22 protein-coding genes and 1 other RNA gene are annotated in these 17590 nt (G+C 40.9%); 10 read left to right on the forward strand and 13 right to left on the reverse strand.

The window, feature by feature from the left end:
- Nucleotides 1-68 precede the first annotated feature (68 nt).
- From PQO05_RS13820 to PQO05_RS13855, 8 genes are all read right to left on the reverse strand, one after another.
- Nucleotides 69-656 carry a TMEM175 family protein gene (locus tag PQO05_RS13820; RefSeq protein ID WP_273633504.1) on the reverse strand — a complete coding sequence of 196 codons (588 nt, stop codon included), beginning with the start codon at nt 654-656 and terminating at the stop codon, nt 69-71.
- A gap of 63 nt (nt 657-719) precedes the next feature.
- Nucleotides 720-2921, reverse strand: coding sequence for a tetratricopeptide repeat-containing hybrid sensor histidine kinase/response regulator (locus tag PQO05_RS13825; protein ID WP_273633505.1), 2202 nt, complete (start codon nt 2919-2921; stop codon nt 720-722).
- A gap of 101 nt (nt 2922-3022) precedes the next feature.
- Nucleotides 3023-3994, reverse strand: a complete 972-nt coding sequence (locus PQO05_RS13830) for a YpdA family putative bacillithiol disulfide reductase (RefSeq protein WP_273633506.1) — start codon at nt 3992-3994, stop codon at nt 3023-3025.
- A gap of 15 nt (nt 3995-4009) precedes the next feature.
- Nucleotides 4010-4288 carry a GNAT family N-acetyltransferase gene (locus PQO05_RS13835; protein WP_273633507.1) on the reverse strand — a complete coding sequence of 93 codons (279 nt, stop codon included), beginning with the start codon at nt 4286-4288 and terminating at the stop codon, nt 4010-4012.
- Nucleotides 4289-4341: 53 nt separating this feature from the next.
- Nucleotides 4342-5004: a fructose-6-phosphate aldolase gene (gene fsa / locus PQO05_RS13840; protein WP_273633508.1), complete on the reverse strand. Its 663-nt coding sequence runs from the start codon at nt 5002-5004 to the stop codon at nt 4342-4344.
- 39 nt (nt 5005-5043) lie between these two features.
- Nucleotides 5044-5415, reverse strand: coding sequence for a four helix bundle protein (locus PQO05_RS13845; RefSeq protein WP_273633509.1), 372 nt, complete (start codon nt 5413-5415; stop codon nt 5044-5046).
- A 94-nt stretch (nt 5416-5509) separates the two neighbouring features.
- An RNA gene (gene ffs, locus PQO05_RS13850) (signal recognition particle sRNA small type) lies at nt 5510-5603 on the reverse strand.
- A 90-nt stretch (nt 5604-5693) separates the two neighbouring features.
- A complete protein-coding gene (locus PQO05_RS13855; RefSeq protein ID WP_273633510.1) occupies nt 5694-6263 on the reverse strand; it encodes a 2'-5' RNA ligase family protein in 570 nt (189 codons plus the stop codon).
- A 69-nt stretch (nt 6264-6332) separates the two neighbouring features.
- Here PQO05_RS13855 and dinB point away from each other — a divergent pair, with 69 nt between their 5' ends.
- Nucleotides 6333-7523, forward strand: coding sequence for a DNA polymerase IV (gene dinB / locus PQO05_RS13860; RefSeq protein ID WP_273633511.1), 1191 nt, complete (start codon nt 6333-6335; stop codon nt 7521-7523).
- Nucleotides 7524-7696: 173 nt separating this feature from the next.
- On the opposite strand, the gene PQO05_RS13865 is transcribed toward dinB, so the two are convergent.
- Complete coding sequence (locus tag PQO05_RS13865) at nt 7697-8920, reverse strand: serine hydrolase domain-containing protein (RefSeq protein ID WP_273633512.1); 1224 nt, start codon at nt 8918-8920, stop codon at nt 7697-7699.
- Between the two features lie 118 nt (nt 8921-9038).
- On the opposite strand from PQO05_RS13865, the gene PQO05_RS13870 reads away from it, so the two are divergent.
- Complete coding sequence (locus PQO05_RS13870; protein ID WP_273633513.1) at nt 9039-9608, forward strand: hypothetical protein; 570 nt, start codon at nt 9039-9041, stop codon at nt 9606-9608.
- Between the two features lie 152 nt (nt 9609-9760).
- Here the strand turns inward: PQO05_RS13870 and PQO05_RS13875 are convergent, their stop codons facing one another.
- From PQO05_RS13875 to PQO05_RS13890, 4 genes are all read right to left on the reverse strand, one after another.
- Nucleotides 9761-10291, reverse strand: a complete 531-nt coding sequence (locus tag PQO05_RS13875; RefSeq protein ID WP_273633514.1) for a GNAT family N-acetyltransferase — start codon at nt 10289-10291, stop codon at nt 9761-9763.
- A 124-nt stretch (nt 10292-10415) separates the two neighbouring features.
- The gene (locus PQO05_RS13880; RefSeq protein WP_273633515.1) at nt 10416-11006 is read right to left on the reverse strand and encodes a hypothetical protein; all 591 of its coding nucleotides are present in this window, start codon (nt 11004-11006) and stop codon (nt 10416-10418) included.
- Complete coding sequence (locus PQO05_RS13885) at nt 10993-11490, reverse strand: RNA polymerase sigma factor (RefSeq protein ID WP_273633516.1); 498 nt, start codon at nt 11488-11490, stop codon at nt 10993-10995. Before PQO05_RS13885 ends, PQO05_RS13880 begins: the two co-directional genes overlap by 14 nt.
- 50 nt (nt 11491-11540) lie before the next feature.
- Nucleotides 11541-12068 carry a hypothetical protein gene (locus PQO05_RS13890; protein WP_273633517.1) on the reverse strand — a complete coding sequence of 176 codons (528 nt, stop codon included), beginning with the start codon at nt 12066-12068 and terminating at the stop codon, nt 11541-11543.
- Nucleotides 12069-12129: 61 nt separating this feature from the next.
- Here PQO05_RS13890 and PQO05_RS13895 point away from each other — a divergent pair, with 61 nt between their 5' ends.
- From PQO05_RS13895 to PQO05_RS13930, 8 genes are all read left to right on the forward strand, one after another.
- Nucleotides 12130-13527 carry a dicarboxylate/amino acid:cation symporter gene (locus PQO05_RS13895; RefSeq protein WP_273633518.1) on the forward strand — a complete coding sequence of 466 codons (1398 nt, stop codon included), beginning with the start codon at nt 12130-12132 and terminating at the stop codon, nt 13525-13527.
- Between the two features lie 69 nt (nt 13528-13596).
- Complete coding sequence (locus tag PQO05_RS13900) at nt 13597-13965, forward strand: four helix bundle protein (protein ID WP_273633519.1); 369 nt, start codon at nt 13597-13599, stop codon at nt 13963-13965.
- A 44-nt stretch (nt 13966-14009) separates the two neighbouring features.
- Nucleotides 14010-14513: a hypothetical protein gene (locus tag PQO05_RS13905; RefSeq protein WP_273633520.1), complete on the forward strand. Its 504-nt coding sequence runs from the start codon at nt 14010-14012 to the stop codon at nt 14511-14513.
- Nucleotides 14514-14591: 78 nt separating this feature from the next.
- Nucleotides 14592-14900 carry a 50S ribosomal protein L21 gene (rplU, locus tag PQO05_RS13910; RefSeq protein ID WP_273633521.1) on the forward strand — a complete coding sequence of 103 codons (309 nt, stop codon included), beginning with the start codon at nt 14592-14594 and terminating at the stop codon, nt 14898-14900.
- Nucleotides 14901-14933: 33 nt separating this feature from the next.
- On the forward strand, nt 14934-15374 hold the full coding sequence (gene rpmA / locus PQO05_RS13915) for a 50S ribosomal protein L27 (protein WP_273633522.1): 441 nt from the start codon (nt 14934-14936) through the stop codon (nt 15372-15374).
- Between the two features lie 160 nt (nt 15375-15534).
- Nucleotides 15535-16131 (forward strand): GDSL-type esterase/lipase family protein, encoded by a 597-nt coding sequence (locus PQO05_RS13920; protein ID WP_273633523.1) that lies wholly within the window; start codon nt 15535-15537, stop codon nt 16129-16131.
- A 64-nt stretch (nt 16132-16195) separates the two neighbouring features.
- A complete protein-coding gene (locus PQO05_RS13925) occupies nt 16196-16924 on the forward strand; it encodes an esterase family protein (RefSeq protein ID WP_273633524.1) in 729 nt (242 codons plus the stop codon).
- 51 nt (nt 16925-16975) lie between these two features.
- The gene (locus PQO05_RS13930; protein WP_273633525.1) at nt 16976-17566 is read left to right on the forward strand and encodes a Crp/Fnr family transcriptional regulator; all 591 of its coding nucleotides are present in this window, start codon (nt 16976-16978) and stop codon (nt 17564-17566) included.
- Nucleotides 17567-17590: the final 24 nt, after the last annotated feature.

Consider the following 17590-nt stretch of genomic DNA (forward strand, 5'->3'; position numbering starts at 1 on the left):
ATAATAATACCCTTGTAACCTAAGTCAATGTAAAATTTTGAATATATATGGCTTTGATTAATAGTAATTTAGCACGACTGTTTGCCCAGTATTTTCCGCTCGATCCGTGTGTCGGGAATAAACCATATCATCGCAACTATGATGTATAACCCCATACTGATCAGTGGATTATAGAAAGCCGCCGCTATGCCTGTAATATATATTAATACAGATGCGATACTTTTCCAGTCACGGCCTACGGCCTGTGCCAGCATAGAGTTTTTGCCCGATCTTTTAATGAGTAAGCGGGCAAGTAAATTATAGGAAGCCCCTGTAGTGGCTAAAACCCCGCCATAAAAGATAACCGGCCATTGCGCAAAATGATTTTCGCCTGTCCAGGCAGTTACAAAGGGTACGAGGGACAGCCAGAACAGCAGGTTCAAATTGGCCCAAAGTACTTTACCATCAATTTTATCAACCATATAAATCATGTGGTGGTGGTTATTCCAGTAAATACCCACATATATAAAACTCAACACATAACAAAAAAGGGTAGGAAGCATGGGGAGCAAAGCATGCAACTCGGCGCTGTGTGGTACTTTAAGTTCGAGCACCATAATGGTGATAATAATGGCAATTACACCATCGCTAAATGCTTCTAAACGTCCCTTTTTCATTTGCTATTTCTTGGAGAATGCCACAAAATAACAAGTATCGTTGTAAAACAGAAACGAAGTGGATCATAAGGTTCCGGTTAGGGCTGCATGAAGTTTATCTACTTCAATAGGCTTACGTAAAAAGCCGCTGAAATAATCTACATACTCGGCCTGGTGCTCAGCAGTAATATCGGCGGTGAGGGCAAATATAGGTGTATCCGAGTTCGGGTTTGTATTGTTACGGATATGTGCTGTGGCATCGAAACCGTTCATTTCGGGCATGTGAATATCCATCAAAATAAAATCATAAGATTTTAGCTGTGACATGGCTATGGCTTCAAGTCCGTTTTTTGCATGCTCTGCAGTGATGCCCCATTTAGAGAGCAGTTTACGCGCTACCATGGCATTAATCATGTTGTCTTCTGCCAATAAGATATTGCAGTTACGAATGTCGTTAAAGCTCTTAGCAGGAGGTTTTGCGATAGTTATTGACCTGCGTAATGTAATGTCGAAATGAAACACAGAACCTTTGCCTACTTCGCTTTCTACAAATATTTCGCTGTTATGTAATTCAATCAGCTTTTTAACAATGGCCAGACCCAGTCCCGAACCACCTTGTTTGCGCGTGGTAATTGATTTTGGCTGAGAAAAGCTCTGGAACATTTTATCGAAATACTCGGGCGGGATACCTACGCCGGTATCAGATATAATGAACCGCAATGTGTCATGATGATCATCGCTGCCGATCTTTTTTACTTCCAGCTGCACTGTACCTTCTTCAGTGTACTTAATAGCGTTACTAATGAGGTTGCCGAGTATCTGCACAATCTTGGTTTCGTCCATCTCATAACTTTCCCAAATAGTAGGATCGAGTATTACTGATGGTTTGAGGCCTTTTTCTGTGGCCATTTGATCGTAAGTGCGGGTGATGCGTTTTATTAATGAGTTAAACTCACATGGGTGAGGTTCTAACTGTACCTTATCTGCATCGAGTTTTGTAAAATCAAGAATGTCATTAATGATGAGCAGGAGATTGTTAGAGGCAAATTTTAAAGAATCGAACAGGTCTTTTTCTCCTGGTTCTGAGCGTTCACTGAGCAGAGAAGTAATGGTGATCACCGCATTCAGAGGTGTTCTGATCTCATGGCTCATGGTCGACAGGAACTCCTGTTTCATCTTGGCCGTTTGCTCTGCAAGCTCTTTTTTCTCTAGTATTTCGGCGCGTTCTATTTGTGCTTTAGCATCATTTTTAAGCGCATCCATCTTGGTGATCATCTCATAATTCTCAATCACCTGTAGGGTTTGGGTATTAATTACAGCTTCTTTTTGTTGAAGATACAATTCTAAATATTCGAGCGATTTCTCTGTGTTGTTTTCTTTCTTATAGATCTGATAGAGCAGGTGGTTCGATTTAAACTTAATGAAAATGATATTATACCTGGTGCTTAGTTCAAGGGCTTTCTGCAAAGTTTCTTTGGCTTCTGCGTTTCTGCCCATTGCTTCATAAAGCACGCCCATTTTATAAAGCGCCATAGCAATACCCAGGTTGTCTTTTTCGCGGTTATGTATAACCAATGCTTCCTTAAAATCGCGTTCGGCTTTGTGGTATTCGCCTGTTTTAGTGTATACTTTGCCACGGCCATATATAGAGAAAGCGAGGCCGCGAATATCTCCTGAGTCGTTTTTTAGTTCAATGGCATCTTCAATAAGATGCATTGCTTTTTTAATATTTCCCTGTTTAAGATAAATGCCCGAAAGTGGATTGTATACGTTAGATATAAGGTTGTCATCCTTGATTTTTTCGGCAGCCTCTATCGAACTTTCATAAGCGCGCATGGCATTGCGCACATCGCCAATATACTCGTATATGGTACCTAGTGATTTTTGTGCCCGTGCCTGGTTATGGTAATCGTTGTATTTGCGATAAATAATTAAGCAATCCATCAGATAAACCAAGCCAAGGTGGTAATTATCCGTTTTATAATATACCCCGGCAATGCTGTATTTGGCATCGGCTACGCCACGCTCATCATTTAAATTTTCGAAATGTTTAATGGCTTCTTTGGCCATGGTTATAGCGCGCTTGTATTCGCCCATAATCATGTAAAAAAGCGACAAGCGGTTTAGGCTATGTCCTGTTAAGGCTGCATTATCGATCTCGCGGCTTTGTTTTAAGGCTTTGCTGGCAAGTTGCGTGCTTTTTTTGAGGTTATGGATACGCGTTTTATAGGCTTCATCCAGCAACGAATTTATCTGTTTGACAGGGTCATTAACAACGGTATCCATTTGGGGTTTAAAGTATACAGAGCTTAGCTTTGTTATTGTGTTTTGTTAGAGGTTAATAACCAGCAATTTAGCATTTCGTTCTTTAATTGGAAAGAAAAAAGTTAATTAGTTTGAAATTCTTTCTTCACAATGTCGTCCAGTATCATTTCTGCATGGATACGCGAATTCTCAATAAACCATAAATGGGTATCCATACCACCACAAACCACACCAGCTAAATACATACCGGGCAGGTTGGTCTCCATTGTATCTTTATTATACTGAGGGATATAACGATCATCATCAGATAGCGTAATGCCTATTTTCTTCAGAAAAAGAAAATTAGGCTTATAGCCCGTCATCGCCATCACGAAATCATTCGGGATTGTAATTAAGCCATCTGGCGTTTCAATATCAGCTTCAGTTTCGCGGATGGCTTTTAAGTTTGAGTTAAAGTAGGCTTTAATGCTACCTTCTTTTATCCGGTTAATAATATCGGGCCTTACCCAGTACTTTACACGTTCACTAATCTCGCTGCCGCGCACAACCAATGTTACATCCGCACCTTTACGGTAGGTTTCTAAAGCCACATCAATAGCCGAGTTACTTGAACCCACCACAATAACTTTTTGCAGGGTATAGAAGGCGGGATCCTGGTAATAGTGTTTTACTTTCGGTAGGTTTTCACCGGGGATATCGAGATTGACAGCAATATCGTAGAAACCGGTTGATACAATAATGTATTTAGCCTCGTAAACGGCCTTGGTGGTAGTTACTTTGTAATGCCCGTCGAGATGTTGAACCTCGGTAACTTCTTCAAATAAATTTAGGGGTAATGTGTTCGACAAGGCTACCCGGCGATAATATTCTAAGGCATCGGCACGGTTCGGCTTGTTGTGTGTAGTTACAAAGGGAACGCCGCCTATCTCCAGTTTCTCTGAGGTAGAGAAAAAAGTCATGGTTGAGGGGTAGTTGTACAGCGAGTTAACCAGGGTGCCTTTTTCTACAATTAAAAAACTGAGTCCTGCTTTCTGCGCAGCCAAACCGCAGGCCAGGCCAATGGGGCCGCCGCCTATAATTAAAATATCGAGCATAGCCAAATGTAGCAATTATGCTAATACATCATTAAAATTGCCCTTATCAAATACGCTTTGGGCAAAGCTGCAGGCGGGTTTTACTTTTAAATGATTTTTGCGGGCGTACTCAACCCCGGCTTCAACCAAACTTTCGCCAATGTGCTGGCCTTGCAGGTCGTCATCTACGCCGGTATGGTAAATGCTCATAACGGTAGGGCTAAGCATGGTATAAGCCATGTTGGCTACCTGATGGCCATTTTTTTCGATGAAGAAGGAGCCTTCACCTTTTATCTGCTGATGTTGAATATCCATTTTCTACTTTATCAATACAGATTAAAGCAGAAAATGGATATAATGTTTAGTAATTATTTACCTGCTGCCTTAGCGTGGTCAGCTAAAAATGTAGCTAAGCCGCTATCAGTTAACGGGTGTTTTAATAAAGCAGTAATTGCTGATAGGGGAGCCGTAATTACGTCTGAACCAATTTTAGCACAGTTAATGATGTGCATTGGTGTACGCACAGATGCTGCCAGGATTTGAGTTTCGTAACCGTAGTTGTCAAAAATTAAACGGATATCCTCAATCAGTTGTAAACCATCGGTAGAAATATCATCCAAACGGCCAACAAACGGAGATACATAAGTAGCGCCAGCTTTAGCAGCCAATAAAGCCTGACCAGCTGAAAATACCAGTGTACAGTTAGTTTTAATACCGTTTTCGGTAAAGTGTTTAATAGCTTTTACGCCATCTTTAATCATCGGTACTTTAACCACGATGCTTGGGTGCAATTTAGCCAATGCTTCGCCTTCAACAATAATTTCGTTGAAAGTGGTAGCAATAACTTCGGCGCTAACCGGGCAATCGCCAACAATGTTGCAAATATCAAGGTAGTGTTTAATTACGTTGTCTTGGCCTGTGATGCCTTCTTTGGCCATCAGCGATGGGTTAGTGGTTACACCATCAAGCACACCTAAATCGTACGCTTCTTGTATTTGAGCCAGGTTGGCGGTATCAATGAAAAACTTCATATATCAATTAGTTAATTTGTTAATTCGGCAATTTGTCAATTATACCGTTCGTGAAATAAGTTGATTTTTTGTGGTTGAAATTATCTTAGTGACTATTTTCTGAATTACAAATAATTCATCTAACAGTGGTTGAGCTTGTTGTGGGTAGCCAATTTCTTTACAAAGTAATAACCAATACTCAGTTTCCTCAGCTTCTTTTGCTGCAATCTTGAATTTATGTATGAAATCGGCCTTACTTTCTGCATTTTGGGCCTCCCGAATGTTTGCACCAATAGACGTACCCGAACGTTGCATTTGGTTCGATAGTATAAATTGTTTACTGTCTTGAAGTATTTGGGCGAATTTTAAAATATTGACGGCGAACTGAAAATTTTTATCTACGATAACATTGTTTTGAATGGGGGAGGCCATTATTTCAGCTAATAGAATAATTATAAAATTAGGTAGTATTAATTGCCGAATTAACTAATTGCCGAATTAGCTAATTGAAAGAAAAAAAAGTGGGTAAGCTACTTTTATCGCACCGCTACAACCCTCTACCCTTGCTGCGTTCCCACCCTGGGGGAGTTCAAGAGGAGCTGGTCGTAAAAGACTTACCCACCGCAAATGTAGGAAAATTATCAACTTTTGTGAAATAAAAATACGATCAGGCATGTATTGGCTGAGAATGAGGCTAATAAAATGTATGGCTATACTAAAGCATCTGCTGTTTTGTGCTCAAATACAAATTCGTGAAATATGGCCCATTTCGACTGGTTATTGAGGGTTTCACGCTCTAACACCGTAAGGCTGTTAATCATAAACCGCTGACGAAAAGTGATATACTTAAAATGCGGCCACAGTTTATAGAAGCTATTTTCATTAATACTGCGGGCAATGGTAATATGTGGGGTCATCTGGCTTTTGCTGATGCGTAATTGCTTGCCCAGAGCAGCAAACCAGTTATCACTTTGATAAGTGGCCTCGATAACTGCATAAATAGTATAGGTGTTATTTTTATGGACGAAGAATTTGAAATTATTGATCTGCAACGTTACTGCCTGCATACTTTTAAGTTTAGGTTGCAGGCGCTCAATAGCCGGGCGCATCATATAAGATTTGGTGCGGGTATACTTTGCGATAGATATGTGCGCTGTAGAACCCATAGACGGGTAACTGCCAATCAACCCCTCAGCCAGCTTTTTGTAGCTGCTAATTTCGGCACAGATCCGCTCATCGGGTCTGAGCAACAGCATGTAATCAGAATATCCGGTCATCATAAAATAAAATTAGATAAACGAAATTGCTAAAATTATTAGTATTTTTACATTTAATTTTTCCACATTTGTATGGTGATTCCGGAAAGAAAAATTGTGCATATCGACCTCGACTCGTTCTTTGTGTCTGTTGAGCGGAAGTTTAATCCTTCGCTCATTGGCAAGCCGGTAATAATCGGCGGCTCGGCAGACAGGGGAGTGGTGGCATCGTGCAGTTATGAAGCGCGTAAGTTTGGAGTGCACTCTGCTATGCCAACACGCCAGGCGTTAAAACTTTGCCCTGATGCGATATTGATCCGTGGTACGCACGGGCGCTATAGCGAGGCTTCGCAAGAGGTTACACAGATTATTCATGATTCTGTACCGCTGTATCAGAAAACTTCTGTAGATGAGTTTTACATTGATTTGACGGGGATGGATAGGTATTATGATTCGTACAAATTAGCATCTGATCTGCGGCAACGGATAACACGCGAAACAGGTTTGCCAATTTCCTTCGGTATGGCTTCAACTAAAACAGTAGCTAAAATGGCAACCAACCAGGCCAAACCCAACGGGCAATTGCTGATTGAGCATGGTAAAGAAATGGAGTTTATGGCGCCGCTACCTATCCGTAAAATACCAATGTTGGGCGAAAAGACCTGCCAGAAATTATATGAATATGGGATTGAAAAAATAGGCGATCTGCAAAAGGTTGAACTCCGTTTTCTTGAAGTGGTTTTTGGCCGGGCAGGCTTATACATTTGGGAAAAGGCACGTGGGATTGATATGGGCGAAATTGTACCACACTCCGAACGTAAATCAATCTCCACAGAACATACTTTTGATGCTGATACTGCTGATTTGAAAACATTGGAAACCATCCTGGTATCGATGACAGAGGAGCTGGCCTTTAAACTCCGTAAAGAAAATAAAATAGCAGGTTGCATGGCGGTAAAAATCCGCTACAACGATTTTGAAACACATACCCTGCAAGAGAAGATCAGCCTTACGGCTGCAGAACATATCCTGATTCCCGGTATTAAAAGACTGCTTAGAAAGGCCTGGACTAAAAATAAAAAGGTGCGCTTAATTGGCGTAAAACTAAGCCAGCTGGCAAGGGGAAGCTACCAGATCAATCTTTTTGAGGATAATGAGGAGCAGATAAAGCTTTACCAGGCAATGGATAATATCAATTTCAAGTATGGAGACAAAACCGTTTGCCGGGCTGCCGGTATGGAGGTTGGAACGAGGAACTTTAATCCGTTTTTGGCGACAGGATAAGTTAGAGCCAAGAAACAAGACTGAAAAATACACGTCATTGCGAGGAACGAAGCAATCGCGAACTTTACAGAGCCGCTCTGCAAGTTGGGGATTGCTTCGTACCTCGCAATGACGTGCTTGGAGAAGTTGCAAAGTTCTGTCTTGATTCCTGACTCTCGATTCTTGACTCTCTATCAAGGTGCTATCGCCTTCAAAACCCCACCAACCAAACCATCCATCGCTTTATTATCAATCCAGCGGGCAACAATAATCAGGTCGTGCTCGGTATCGCAATAGATCATATTTGTACCATTGCCTATGTGTACCCAAGCTTTTTCGGGGGCAGATGGCAACAGCTTTTTATCAGTATTTAAAAACCAGTTCATGTAGCCATAGCCGGTATTGGCTGTGGTAGGGGTAAGGGCCTGATCAACCCATTGTTTGCTGATCAATTGTTTGCCCCTCCAGTTACCGGCGTGCAGTGTTAGCAGGCCGAAACGCGCCATGTCATAAGCATTCATAAACATGCCGCCCCCCCAATGGCCGCCACCACTTACAGATTGTACGGGGTGACCATCCAGCACGATCCATGAGTTACGGTAACCGTACCATCGCCAGGTTGTTGATGCACCAATTGGGTCCATAATGGTTTCTTTTAGTACTTCTGGTAATGGCCTGCGCCAAACGTTGGTGGCTGCAAGGGCTAAGGCATTTACGCGTACATCGTTATATTTCCAAACGGTTCCCGGTTCGTTACGTTTGCGGTTTTTGTATTCTTCAAGCTCTCCTTGGGGGCGGTCGGCCCAATCTGGTTTACCCCATAAGGTTCCTTCCCAGTCGCTGGTTTGGCGGAGCATTACTTCCCAGGTGAGCTTGCGGTTATGGGCCGATGCAAAAGGGTAAATAATATCATTCTGATTACTTTCTGAACCATTGCTACCGCCCGGATTATATAGCTCTACAAAAGGCACGTAACTGGCAACGGTATCATTGGTGCTGCGGATAAGGCCACGATCTACTGCCACGCCGATTACTGTAGAAAGTAAACTTTTGGTTACGCTGTTTACAATATCAACTTTGTTTGGGTCGCCCCATTGGGCTACAACGTAACCTTTGTAAATAATTAAACCGGTTGCTGCTGCACGCTCGGTCAATGGGCCAACAGCTTCGCTCATGGGTTCTTTACCAAAACTTTGGTATTGAGAAATGACACCATCGTGTGATGATTTAGCTTCATTGGCTATGGCAAAAGCCACTGCTTTACGAATAGCATCATCATCCAAACCCGATTGTGATGGCGTTTTTTGCTGCCAAACATTGGGAGCCGGAAAGTAATCGCTTAATTTTTGAACTTTTTGTGCGAAAGCTGCTGCCGAAGTAAAGGCAATGCAGATGGTGAAAAGTAGACCCTTATTCATGGCACCAAGATAAGTATGATTTCGGAATTGGGATGTTCGATTTCGGATTTTTACTGTGAAAAATAGATTTAACAGTGGCACGATAATAGTACTTATTAACCAATATTATAAACACAAGATGCGAAAAATAACATTCCCTCAAATAAAATTTGATAAACTTAAAGCAGGTTTTAAGAATAGTTTTGACCGTTTATCAAAAGGCGGTTTCGAGAAGATATTTGATCAGATAGATCAGTTAAGTATTAAACGTGGCGTTGATCAGATGGGCATCGATAAGTTTATCAACCAATGTGCCTTATTGGCAGCTGGCTCGGGCGTTGTTACCGGTGCAGGTGGAATTTCGACCACGCTGATAGGTGTTCCGTTGGATATGATCAATTTAATTACCCAGCAGTTTCGTGTCACTTTGGCAATAAACTATTATAACCGTGGCGATTACCGGATCCCGTTTGATGAGTTTATCAAGATCATTGCTACCTCTTTAAAGGTTGATACCGGTGTCACCGTTACCAAAACCATTATGGAAGAAGTTGCCGAAAAACTGCTTGTTAACATCGGTTCAAAAACTGCTGAAAGATTGGTGCCTGTAGTGGGTGCTATTATCGGCGGTTCGGCCAATTATTTATTTATTAAACGCATGGCGGCTTCGGTAAAGGAAATGCATGCTGTGGTTATTGAGATAAAGTAAGATAAGGGGAATCAGAAATCGAGAGTTAAAAATCGAGAAGAATAAAATTTGTGTCATTGCGAGGAGGTACGACGAAGCAATCTCGTAGCTATACAGATCGAATAAGCATTGGCGACGAGATTGCCACGCTATCGCTCGCAATGACAAATTCTTTATAAATTCTCTTCAAGAACCTTCTTCATCAACAAATCCGTCTGCTTATCATTCCCCAGCATAAATTCGTGGCTGCTGAATATCTGGAAACCATGACGTTTGTAAAAACGGATGGCATTATGGTTGGCATCCCAAACGCCAAGCCAGATGTATTCGCATTTGTTTTCGACCGCTTTATCTATGGCAAATTGTAGTAACTGCTTGCCAATTTGCTGATTTTGAAACTTGGCACCTACATAAATACGTTCTATTTCTAAAGCTTGTGGATCTTGAAATTCTGTTTGGGCAGTGTGGGTGTTAAGTTTGATGTATCCCGCTATGTTTTCATTCAATATAGCAAAGTAGAAATGTGAATCGGGATTGCTTAATTCTTCGCTCAACTTCTCGATGGTGAATGCTTTGGCTGCATAGAGAGCCATGTCATCAACCGTATTTAAATGCGCAAAAGCCGTGAAAAACATTTCGCGGCTTACGTTCAGTAAGGTTTGAACTTCGGAGGGTTTAACTTTTTTGAGGTTGATGGGATCCATGTTTACTATTGAGGATAGTTAAACAACTATTGTCATCTCGAACGATAGTGAGAGATCTTATGCGACGTTAAATCTGAAGCATAAGATTTCTCCTTCGTCGAAATGACAAAATTTATAGGCTTATTTATTCAAACTGTGTTTCCAACCGCTCTAACCTTTCAATCAAAAGGTTTAGTTTCTCTTCTTCACTTCTAAAAATGCGTCGTTTTAAGTAGAAGGTCAAGAATAGGATCCAAACAATGGTAAGGCTATATACCATTGTTCTTTTTAAAACAGAAGCGTGTTCTAAAATCTCGAACAAGTAGAATGCTAACCCTGCGCTTATTAATACTACATAAATATAATAGAACCAGCCCGCAAGGACAGATCGTTGTTTCTGGTATTCTTTTAGCGTATTTAAATATTCTGATGGGCTAACGGTTAAGTCGCGTTTGTGGAGTATGCGATAGTGCCTTAATATTAACGACAGGTATAACAGCATGGTGGCAAACATAACGGTTATACCGGCATAGGTTTCCCAGTGCTTAAACGTGAAGAAAAACAATACCACAAACGTATAAACGGTAAGCGCTATCATGGCTACGATGCCCCAGTAAAGTTTGGCGGTTATGCCACCAATGCCTTTCTTTACTTGTTTTAGCACATCGTCCACAGAAAGCTGATCGTTGGCTGGCTGTCCCTGCCATACCGACAATAAGTGATCAAAGTCTTTCATAGTGGTTATATAAATCTGTTAATTTTTGTTTAATACGATAAATCTTCACGCGCAGGTTCCCCTCTGATATACCCGAAATTTCAGCAATTTCGGGGTATGGTAACTCATCTAATACCATCGTTATTATAATCCTCTCCGTCTCTTCCAGTTTCGAGATACATTTATATAGCAAAGCCACCTGCTCATTTTTTTCCGAAAATTCTTCCCGGCGCGTTTCCGCGAGTAATGGAGTCAGTTCATCTTTTGCCTGTCTTTTTTCCGACCGCAAATAAGTAAGGCAGGTATTAACTGCAATACGGTAAATCCATGTTGATATTTGTGCCTGGTTGCGGAATTTATCCAGGTTTTGCCACACTTTTAAAAAGGTGTCTTGTAACAGGTCATTCGCCGCATCATCATCGCCGGTGTAACCATAGCACAAATGGTATATCTTTTTGGAGTTAGCTTCAAATATTTGCTTGAAGGCAGCATCTTTATCAGCCACGAGTAATTTATTGTTTAGTTTAAGGTTTAGACAGCATCACTATCTATATGTTACATCAAAAATTCAGACTTGTTAATCCAGTTCAATTTTTTGTCGGCATCTATCACTAAATCATTGTACTCCTGCTGGTAGTCGAACTGCAAATCCTCCTGCAATTTACCAATTGCTGCCTTTATTTTAGTAAGCTGTCGAATTAAAATCTGTCGCAAGGGTTTATAACTCGACCTGCGATCAGCATAATCCAGGTAATCTTTACAAAACTGAAGCAGTAATTCAACCTCAGCCTGTTTAGATCCCATAAACTTAATATGCTTGGTTATCACACGCAATATCTTCCGTATCCCTTTTGCCATCTGGTAACTTGGGCTGCTCAGCTGACTGTACATCATGCCTGTTTCAGCCTTTACACTGGCAATAAAAGCATCTTCATCGTGCGCTTCAAAGAGGAGGTAAGCCAGTAATTCTTTATTCTCCTTTTTATATTTAGCCATGCGCAGGCACAAATCATTGAGCTGTACAGGGCTTAAATGCTTTAATTCTGTCTTAATTTCCCTTATTCCGTAAGTGGGTATACTCATCCAACCTAAAATTTCATCAAAATATTTATAAATTGTAGCTTCGTCCCTTTAATCATATTGCATGACCAAAAATAAACTCACCTTATTTATCTTTATTGCCCTTGTTGCCGGCGTTATTACCGGTTATATCTACAACGTAAAGGTAATAGATAAAATAAACTCTAACATAAGCACGGCCGATGCGCAGATTAAAGCCATTGATACCCGCCTGGTAGAGATGAAAGACACTACTGTGGCCGAGTTCAAAACCCTAAAAACGCAAAGAGCTGCCCAGGTAACCATCCGTAAAACAAATGATACCTTACGGGAAGACAAACTAACCGGCTTTAGTGTTTTAAGCGATATATTTTTACGCCTCATTAAAATGGTAGTAGCCCCGTTGGTGTTCACCACATTGGTAGTTGGTGTGGCCAAAGTAGGCGACATTGCAGCCGTAGGCCGTATTGGTGGTAAAACCATGCTTTGGTTTTTAAGTGCTACACTGGTGTCATTATTACTAGGTATGATACTGGTTAACCTGTTTAAACCAGGCGAAGCCATGCATTTACCACTGCCCGATAGTCATTTAGGTACTGATATTAAACAGGCAGGTTTATCGCTGCGCGAGTTTATTGGGCACGTATTTCCGAAGAGCTTTATAGAAGCGATGGCTAATAATGAAATTTTACAGATTGTGGTATTCGCCTTATTTTTCGGTGTAGCCACAGGTGCTATTGGTGAGAAAGGCGAGGTGGTTATTAAGGCTATGGATGCCTTTGCTCATGTGATTTTAAAAATAACCGGTTATGTAATGAAACTGGCACCCATCGCTGTGTTTGGCGCTATCACTGTTGTTATTGCCAAACAGGGTTTAGGTGTATTATCTACATACGCCATATTTATCAGTGAGTTTTATTTCTCGCTGCTGGTACTTTGGTTATTCATCATTACAGCGGGTTTCATTGTATTACGTAACAGGGCATTTACTTTGGTTAACAATATTAAAGATGCTATCCTGGTGGCGTTCAGTACTTCAACCAGCGAAGCCGCTTACCCGCGTGTACTGGTTGAGTTAGAAAAATTTGGCTGTAATAATAAGATTGTAAGCTTTGTGCTGCCTTTGGGTTATTCCTTCAATCTTGATGGTTCTATGATGTATATGACTTTTGCTTCGCTGTTCCTGGCGCAATCGTATGGTATCCATCTGGCTTTTTCTCAGCAATTATCTATGTTACTTATCCTGATGCTTACCAGTAAAGGTGTAGCCGGTGTGCCGCGTGCATCGCTGGTGGTTATTGCAGGCACTATTGCATCATTCGGTATTCCCGAAGCTGGACTGGCCTTATTAATAGGTATCGATCCATTATTGGATATGGGCCGCTCTGCAACTAATGTGCTCGGTAATGCAATGGCTACTGCAGTGGTGAGTAAGTGGGAAGGGGAGCTGGGTGAGGGTAATAATGAGAGAATGATAGAGTGAGTGAATGATAGAATAGAGACCCCAATGTTTAAATAAACCTTTTCCTAATATCATATAGCTGTAAAAAACGTGAGCAATTCTCAAAAAGAGGCCTTTATTGAGCAGTTTAAGAGCCGCACCAAGAAATTTGTTGTTGATAATATAAATCTTTTTAGAACTTTGCCCAAAACAGAAGAAGCAAAGATCATTGGCAGGCAATTGCTTCGGTCATCATCTTCGGTTGGCGCTAATTATAGGGCCGCATGCAGAGCGAGATCAAAAGCCGAATTTCATTCAAAATTATCAATTGTTGTGGAGGAAGCCGATGAATCATTGTTTTGGATGGAAATATTAATAGAGGCGAAAATTATAGATCAGAATAGTATACAAGCGTTATTTGCAGAAGCAAATGAAATATTAAAAGTAGTATCATCAGCCAGAAAAACTTTAACTGTTTAATATTCATTCTATCATTCTCTCCTTCACTCATTATAAAATAACTAATGTCTAATCGTTTCAAAAAAATCTTCCTTGCCGCAACAGTAGTGGTGCCTTTCCTGGTGTATTGCCTATACTATTATGGTATGATGGTTAAAAATGCGCCTTACAAATTTGCCGATTTTCAGTCCATCGTGTTTAAATATGGTAAAGGCGATAGCCTGGTTAATACGTATAACTCTAAAACAGGCGAGTATCAATACATGACCAAGAGCGGTGAGCTGATTAAAAAGCACCTGCGTGTAAGCAAAGACGAGTTATTGTACCTGCACCGTAAGGCATCTGATTTGGGCTTCTGGAACTTCCCGGTTGATGAAACTAAGCGCGATACCACTATTAAGGTAGTTTCGCCGCGATACTTTATCCAGTTTAACTATACCAAGAAAAGCAAGACTGTATTGTATGACGATGCTTTTGATGGAGATCCATCATTAAAAGATGCCAACCAGCGATTGATTAAGGAGATCCAGAAGGTATTAGATGAAGCTGAAATACATCAGCAGAAATAAAAACAAGGCAGCGTTGCATATTTAAAACGTAATGCCTATATTTGCACCTCGAATTTTAAAACAAAATAATATTAACCAATGTACGCAATAGTAAGTATAGCCGGACAGCAATTTAAAGTTGCAAAAGACCAGCAGATCTTTGTACACCGCTTACAAGGAGATGAAGGCGCTAGTATTGAATTTGACCAAGTATTATTGGCTGAAAACGAAGGTAAATTTAAGCTTGGTGCTGATTTATCTAAAGCTAAAGTTTCAGCTAAGATCGTGTCTCATGTTAAAGGTGATAAAGTGATCATTTTCAAAAAGAAAAGAAGAAAAGGTTACAAAAAGAAAAATGGTCACCGCCAGCAGTTCACCAAGATTGAAATTACTGGTATCACATTATAATCAAAGGTTTCACCCTAAAAAAAGACATTAGAAATGGCACATAAAAAAGGGGCCGGTAGTTCAAAGAACGGTCGTGAGTCGCATAGTAAACGTTTAGGTATCAAAATTTTCGGTGGTCAGCCTGCATTAGCTGGTAACATCATCGTTCGTCAACGTGGTACCAGACATAATCCAGATAAAAACGTAGGTATCGGTAGAGATCATACTTTATTTGCTTTAGTTGATGGTCACGTAGTGTTCCGCAAAAAAGCTGATAACCGCTCTTACGTATCTATTCTTCCTTATGTAGAAGAAGTTGAAGTTGCAGAAGTAGCAGCGCCGGTAGCAGAAGTTGCAGCGCCTAAAGCTAAAAAAGCTCCTAAAGCAGAGGCAACTGAAGTTGCAGAAGAAGCAGCACCTGCTCCAAAAACAGCTAAAGCTCCTAAGGCTCCAAAAGCAGAAACTTCTACAGATACAGAAGAAGCTACAGCTTAATTTAAGCTAAACATATTTTAAAAAGCCCTGTTTGCCAATTGGTAATCAGGGCTTTTTTTTGCAGCAATAGCGCGTGTTAAGTTTCAAAATTTAACATGAACATTAGGAAAAGATTGTCCATATTGCTTAACTAAAGTTTTGAAATTTATTGTATTACTGAATGTTTTGGTACGAAGATGAGGTTAAGCGCCTCGAAAAAGATGGTTTAAAAATGCGGTTTGAGGCCGATACCATTTTTTACGGCAGTTCTTCTGTTCGCTTGTGGAATAACCTTTATACCGATTTTAGAGATATTAAACCCATTAATCTTGGCTTTGGCGGTTCAACGCTTGCAGCCTGTGTGTGGTTTTTTGAGCGTATTATGAGTTCGTACCAACCCAAGCGTTTAGTGTTTTACGCCGGCGATAACGATCTGGGAGATGGCAGGCACCCCGAAGAGGTGTTTATATTTTTTCAGCAATTGATGGTGAAAACACAGGCCCGCTTTGGTGATTTACCTTGCTATTATATATCGTTGAAGCCAAGCTTAAACCGCTGGCACATGGCCGATCAGTTTAAGTTTACCAATAACATAATTGAAACAGAAATAATAAAGCACAGCAATAACTGGCATTTTATAAATATATTTAGGGAAATGCTGGGGCCGGATGGTAACCCCAAACGCGAGTATTTTGTGGAAGATGGCCTGCACCTGAGCGAACATGGCTATCAATTATGGGCAAGGATTGTAAATAATCAAATTGCTGCTAATGGTTAATCATTTGTTTATCTTCAATTAATATACAGTAGTGATATTTCATTCAGATGGAGGCAACGCTTAAATGAACCGGGAATATCACAAAAGTTATAGCATTGCTTTGCAGCGTGATATGGAGCTTTTAATCTTCGGTCACGCAGGTAAACCTATATTGATGTTCCCAACCCGTATGGCCCGGTTTTATGATTATGAGAACTGGGGCATAATAGGAGCCCTTGCAGATCGTATTAACAATGGCGATATGCAAATTTTTTGTGTTGACAGTGTCGATAGCGAGAGTTTTTATAACCACTCCATTAGCCCCGCCGACCGTATTAAACGACATATCCAGTACGAACAATATATCCTGACTGAAGTTATCCCATTAATGCATGCTAAGAGCGATGCTGCGCAGATTGAAGTTGCCGGTTGCAGTATGGGGGCTTACCATGCAGTTAACCTCTGTATGAAACATCCCGAACTGTTCAACAAAGTGGTAGGCATGAGCGGCCGTTATGACCTGACTAAAGGCGTAGGTTATTTTAAAGATCTGCTCGACGGCTATCACGACGAAAACATTTACTTCAACATGCCGCTGCAGTTTATGGCCAATTTGCAAAACCAAAATGCACTGGATGCCATTAAAAAGCTCGAAATTATACTCACCATCGGCCAAACAGATCCCTTCTTAACCAATAATGTAGAGTTTAGTAACCTGCTTTGGAATAAGGGGATTACCAATCAATTTTATGTGTGGGATAACTATGCGCATCAGCCCCGCTCATGGCGACAAATGGTGAGGTTGTATCTGTAGGCATCAAACCTCGTCGTTGCATCCTTCATGCTTATTTTTTAAATTTAAGCAATGATTGGTCAGGAGGCAGATGTATACAGGCAGTTAAAGCAATACCTTAGCAAGTATATTACGCTTAGTGATGAGCAGTTGACGCTCTTTTGCAGTAAATTTAAACATCGAAAAACTAAACGCGGCGAGATATTACTACATGCCGGGGAAGTTGCTCCTTACAGTTATTTTGTAAATAGCGGCTGCCGCCGGGTTTATATGATGGATGCCGACGGCCGCGAATCAACACGATTTTTGATCTTCGAGAATTGCGTGGGTACGGCCTTCCCGAGTTTTACCTTGCAGGAGCCATCAATGGCCTACATTCAAAGTGTTGAACCATCTGAGATACTCTACATCACCCATAAAGATTTTAATGGACTACTGGATACCTTCCCCGGCTGGGAACGGATCTATCGAATTGACCTGGAACGGGAATACATCGCATCCATCAGAAGGATTGAAAGCCTGATTACCATGGATGCTAAACAGAAATACAATATGCTGATGAATACCAACCCTTCACTCATTCAGCGCCTGCCATCAAAAATTATTGCCGATTATCTGGGCATTTCGCAAGAAACGCTAAGTCGACTGAAATCAAAAAAATGATTTATTGACATTTGTCAAAGCTGA

The organism is Mucilaginibacter jinjuensis (assembly GCF_028596025.1).
GTDB classification, from domain to species: Bacteria; Bacteroidota; Bacteroidia; order Sphingobacteriales; family Sphingobacteriaceae; genus Mucilaginibacter; species Mucilaginibacter jinjuensis.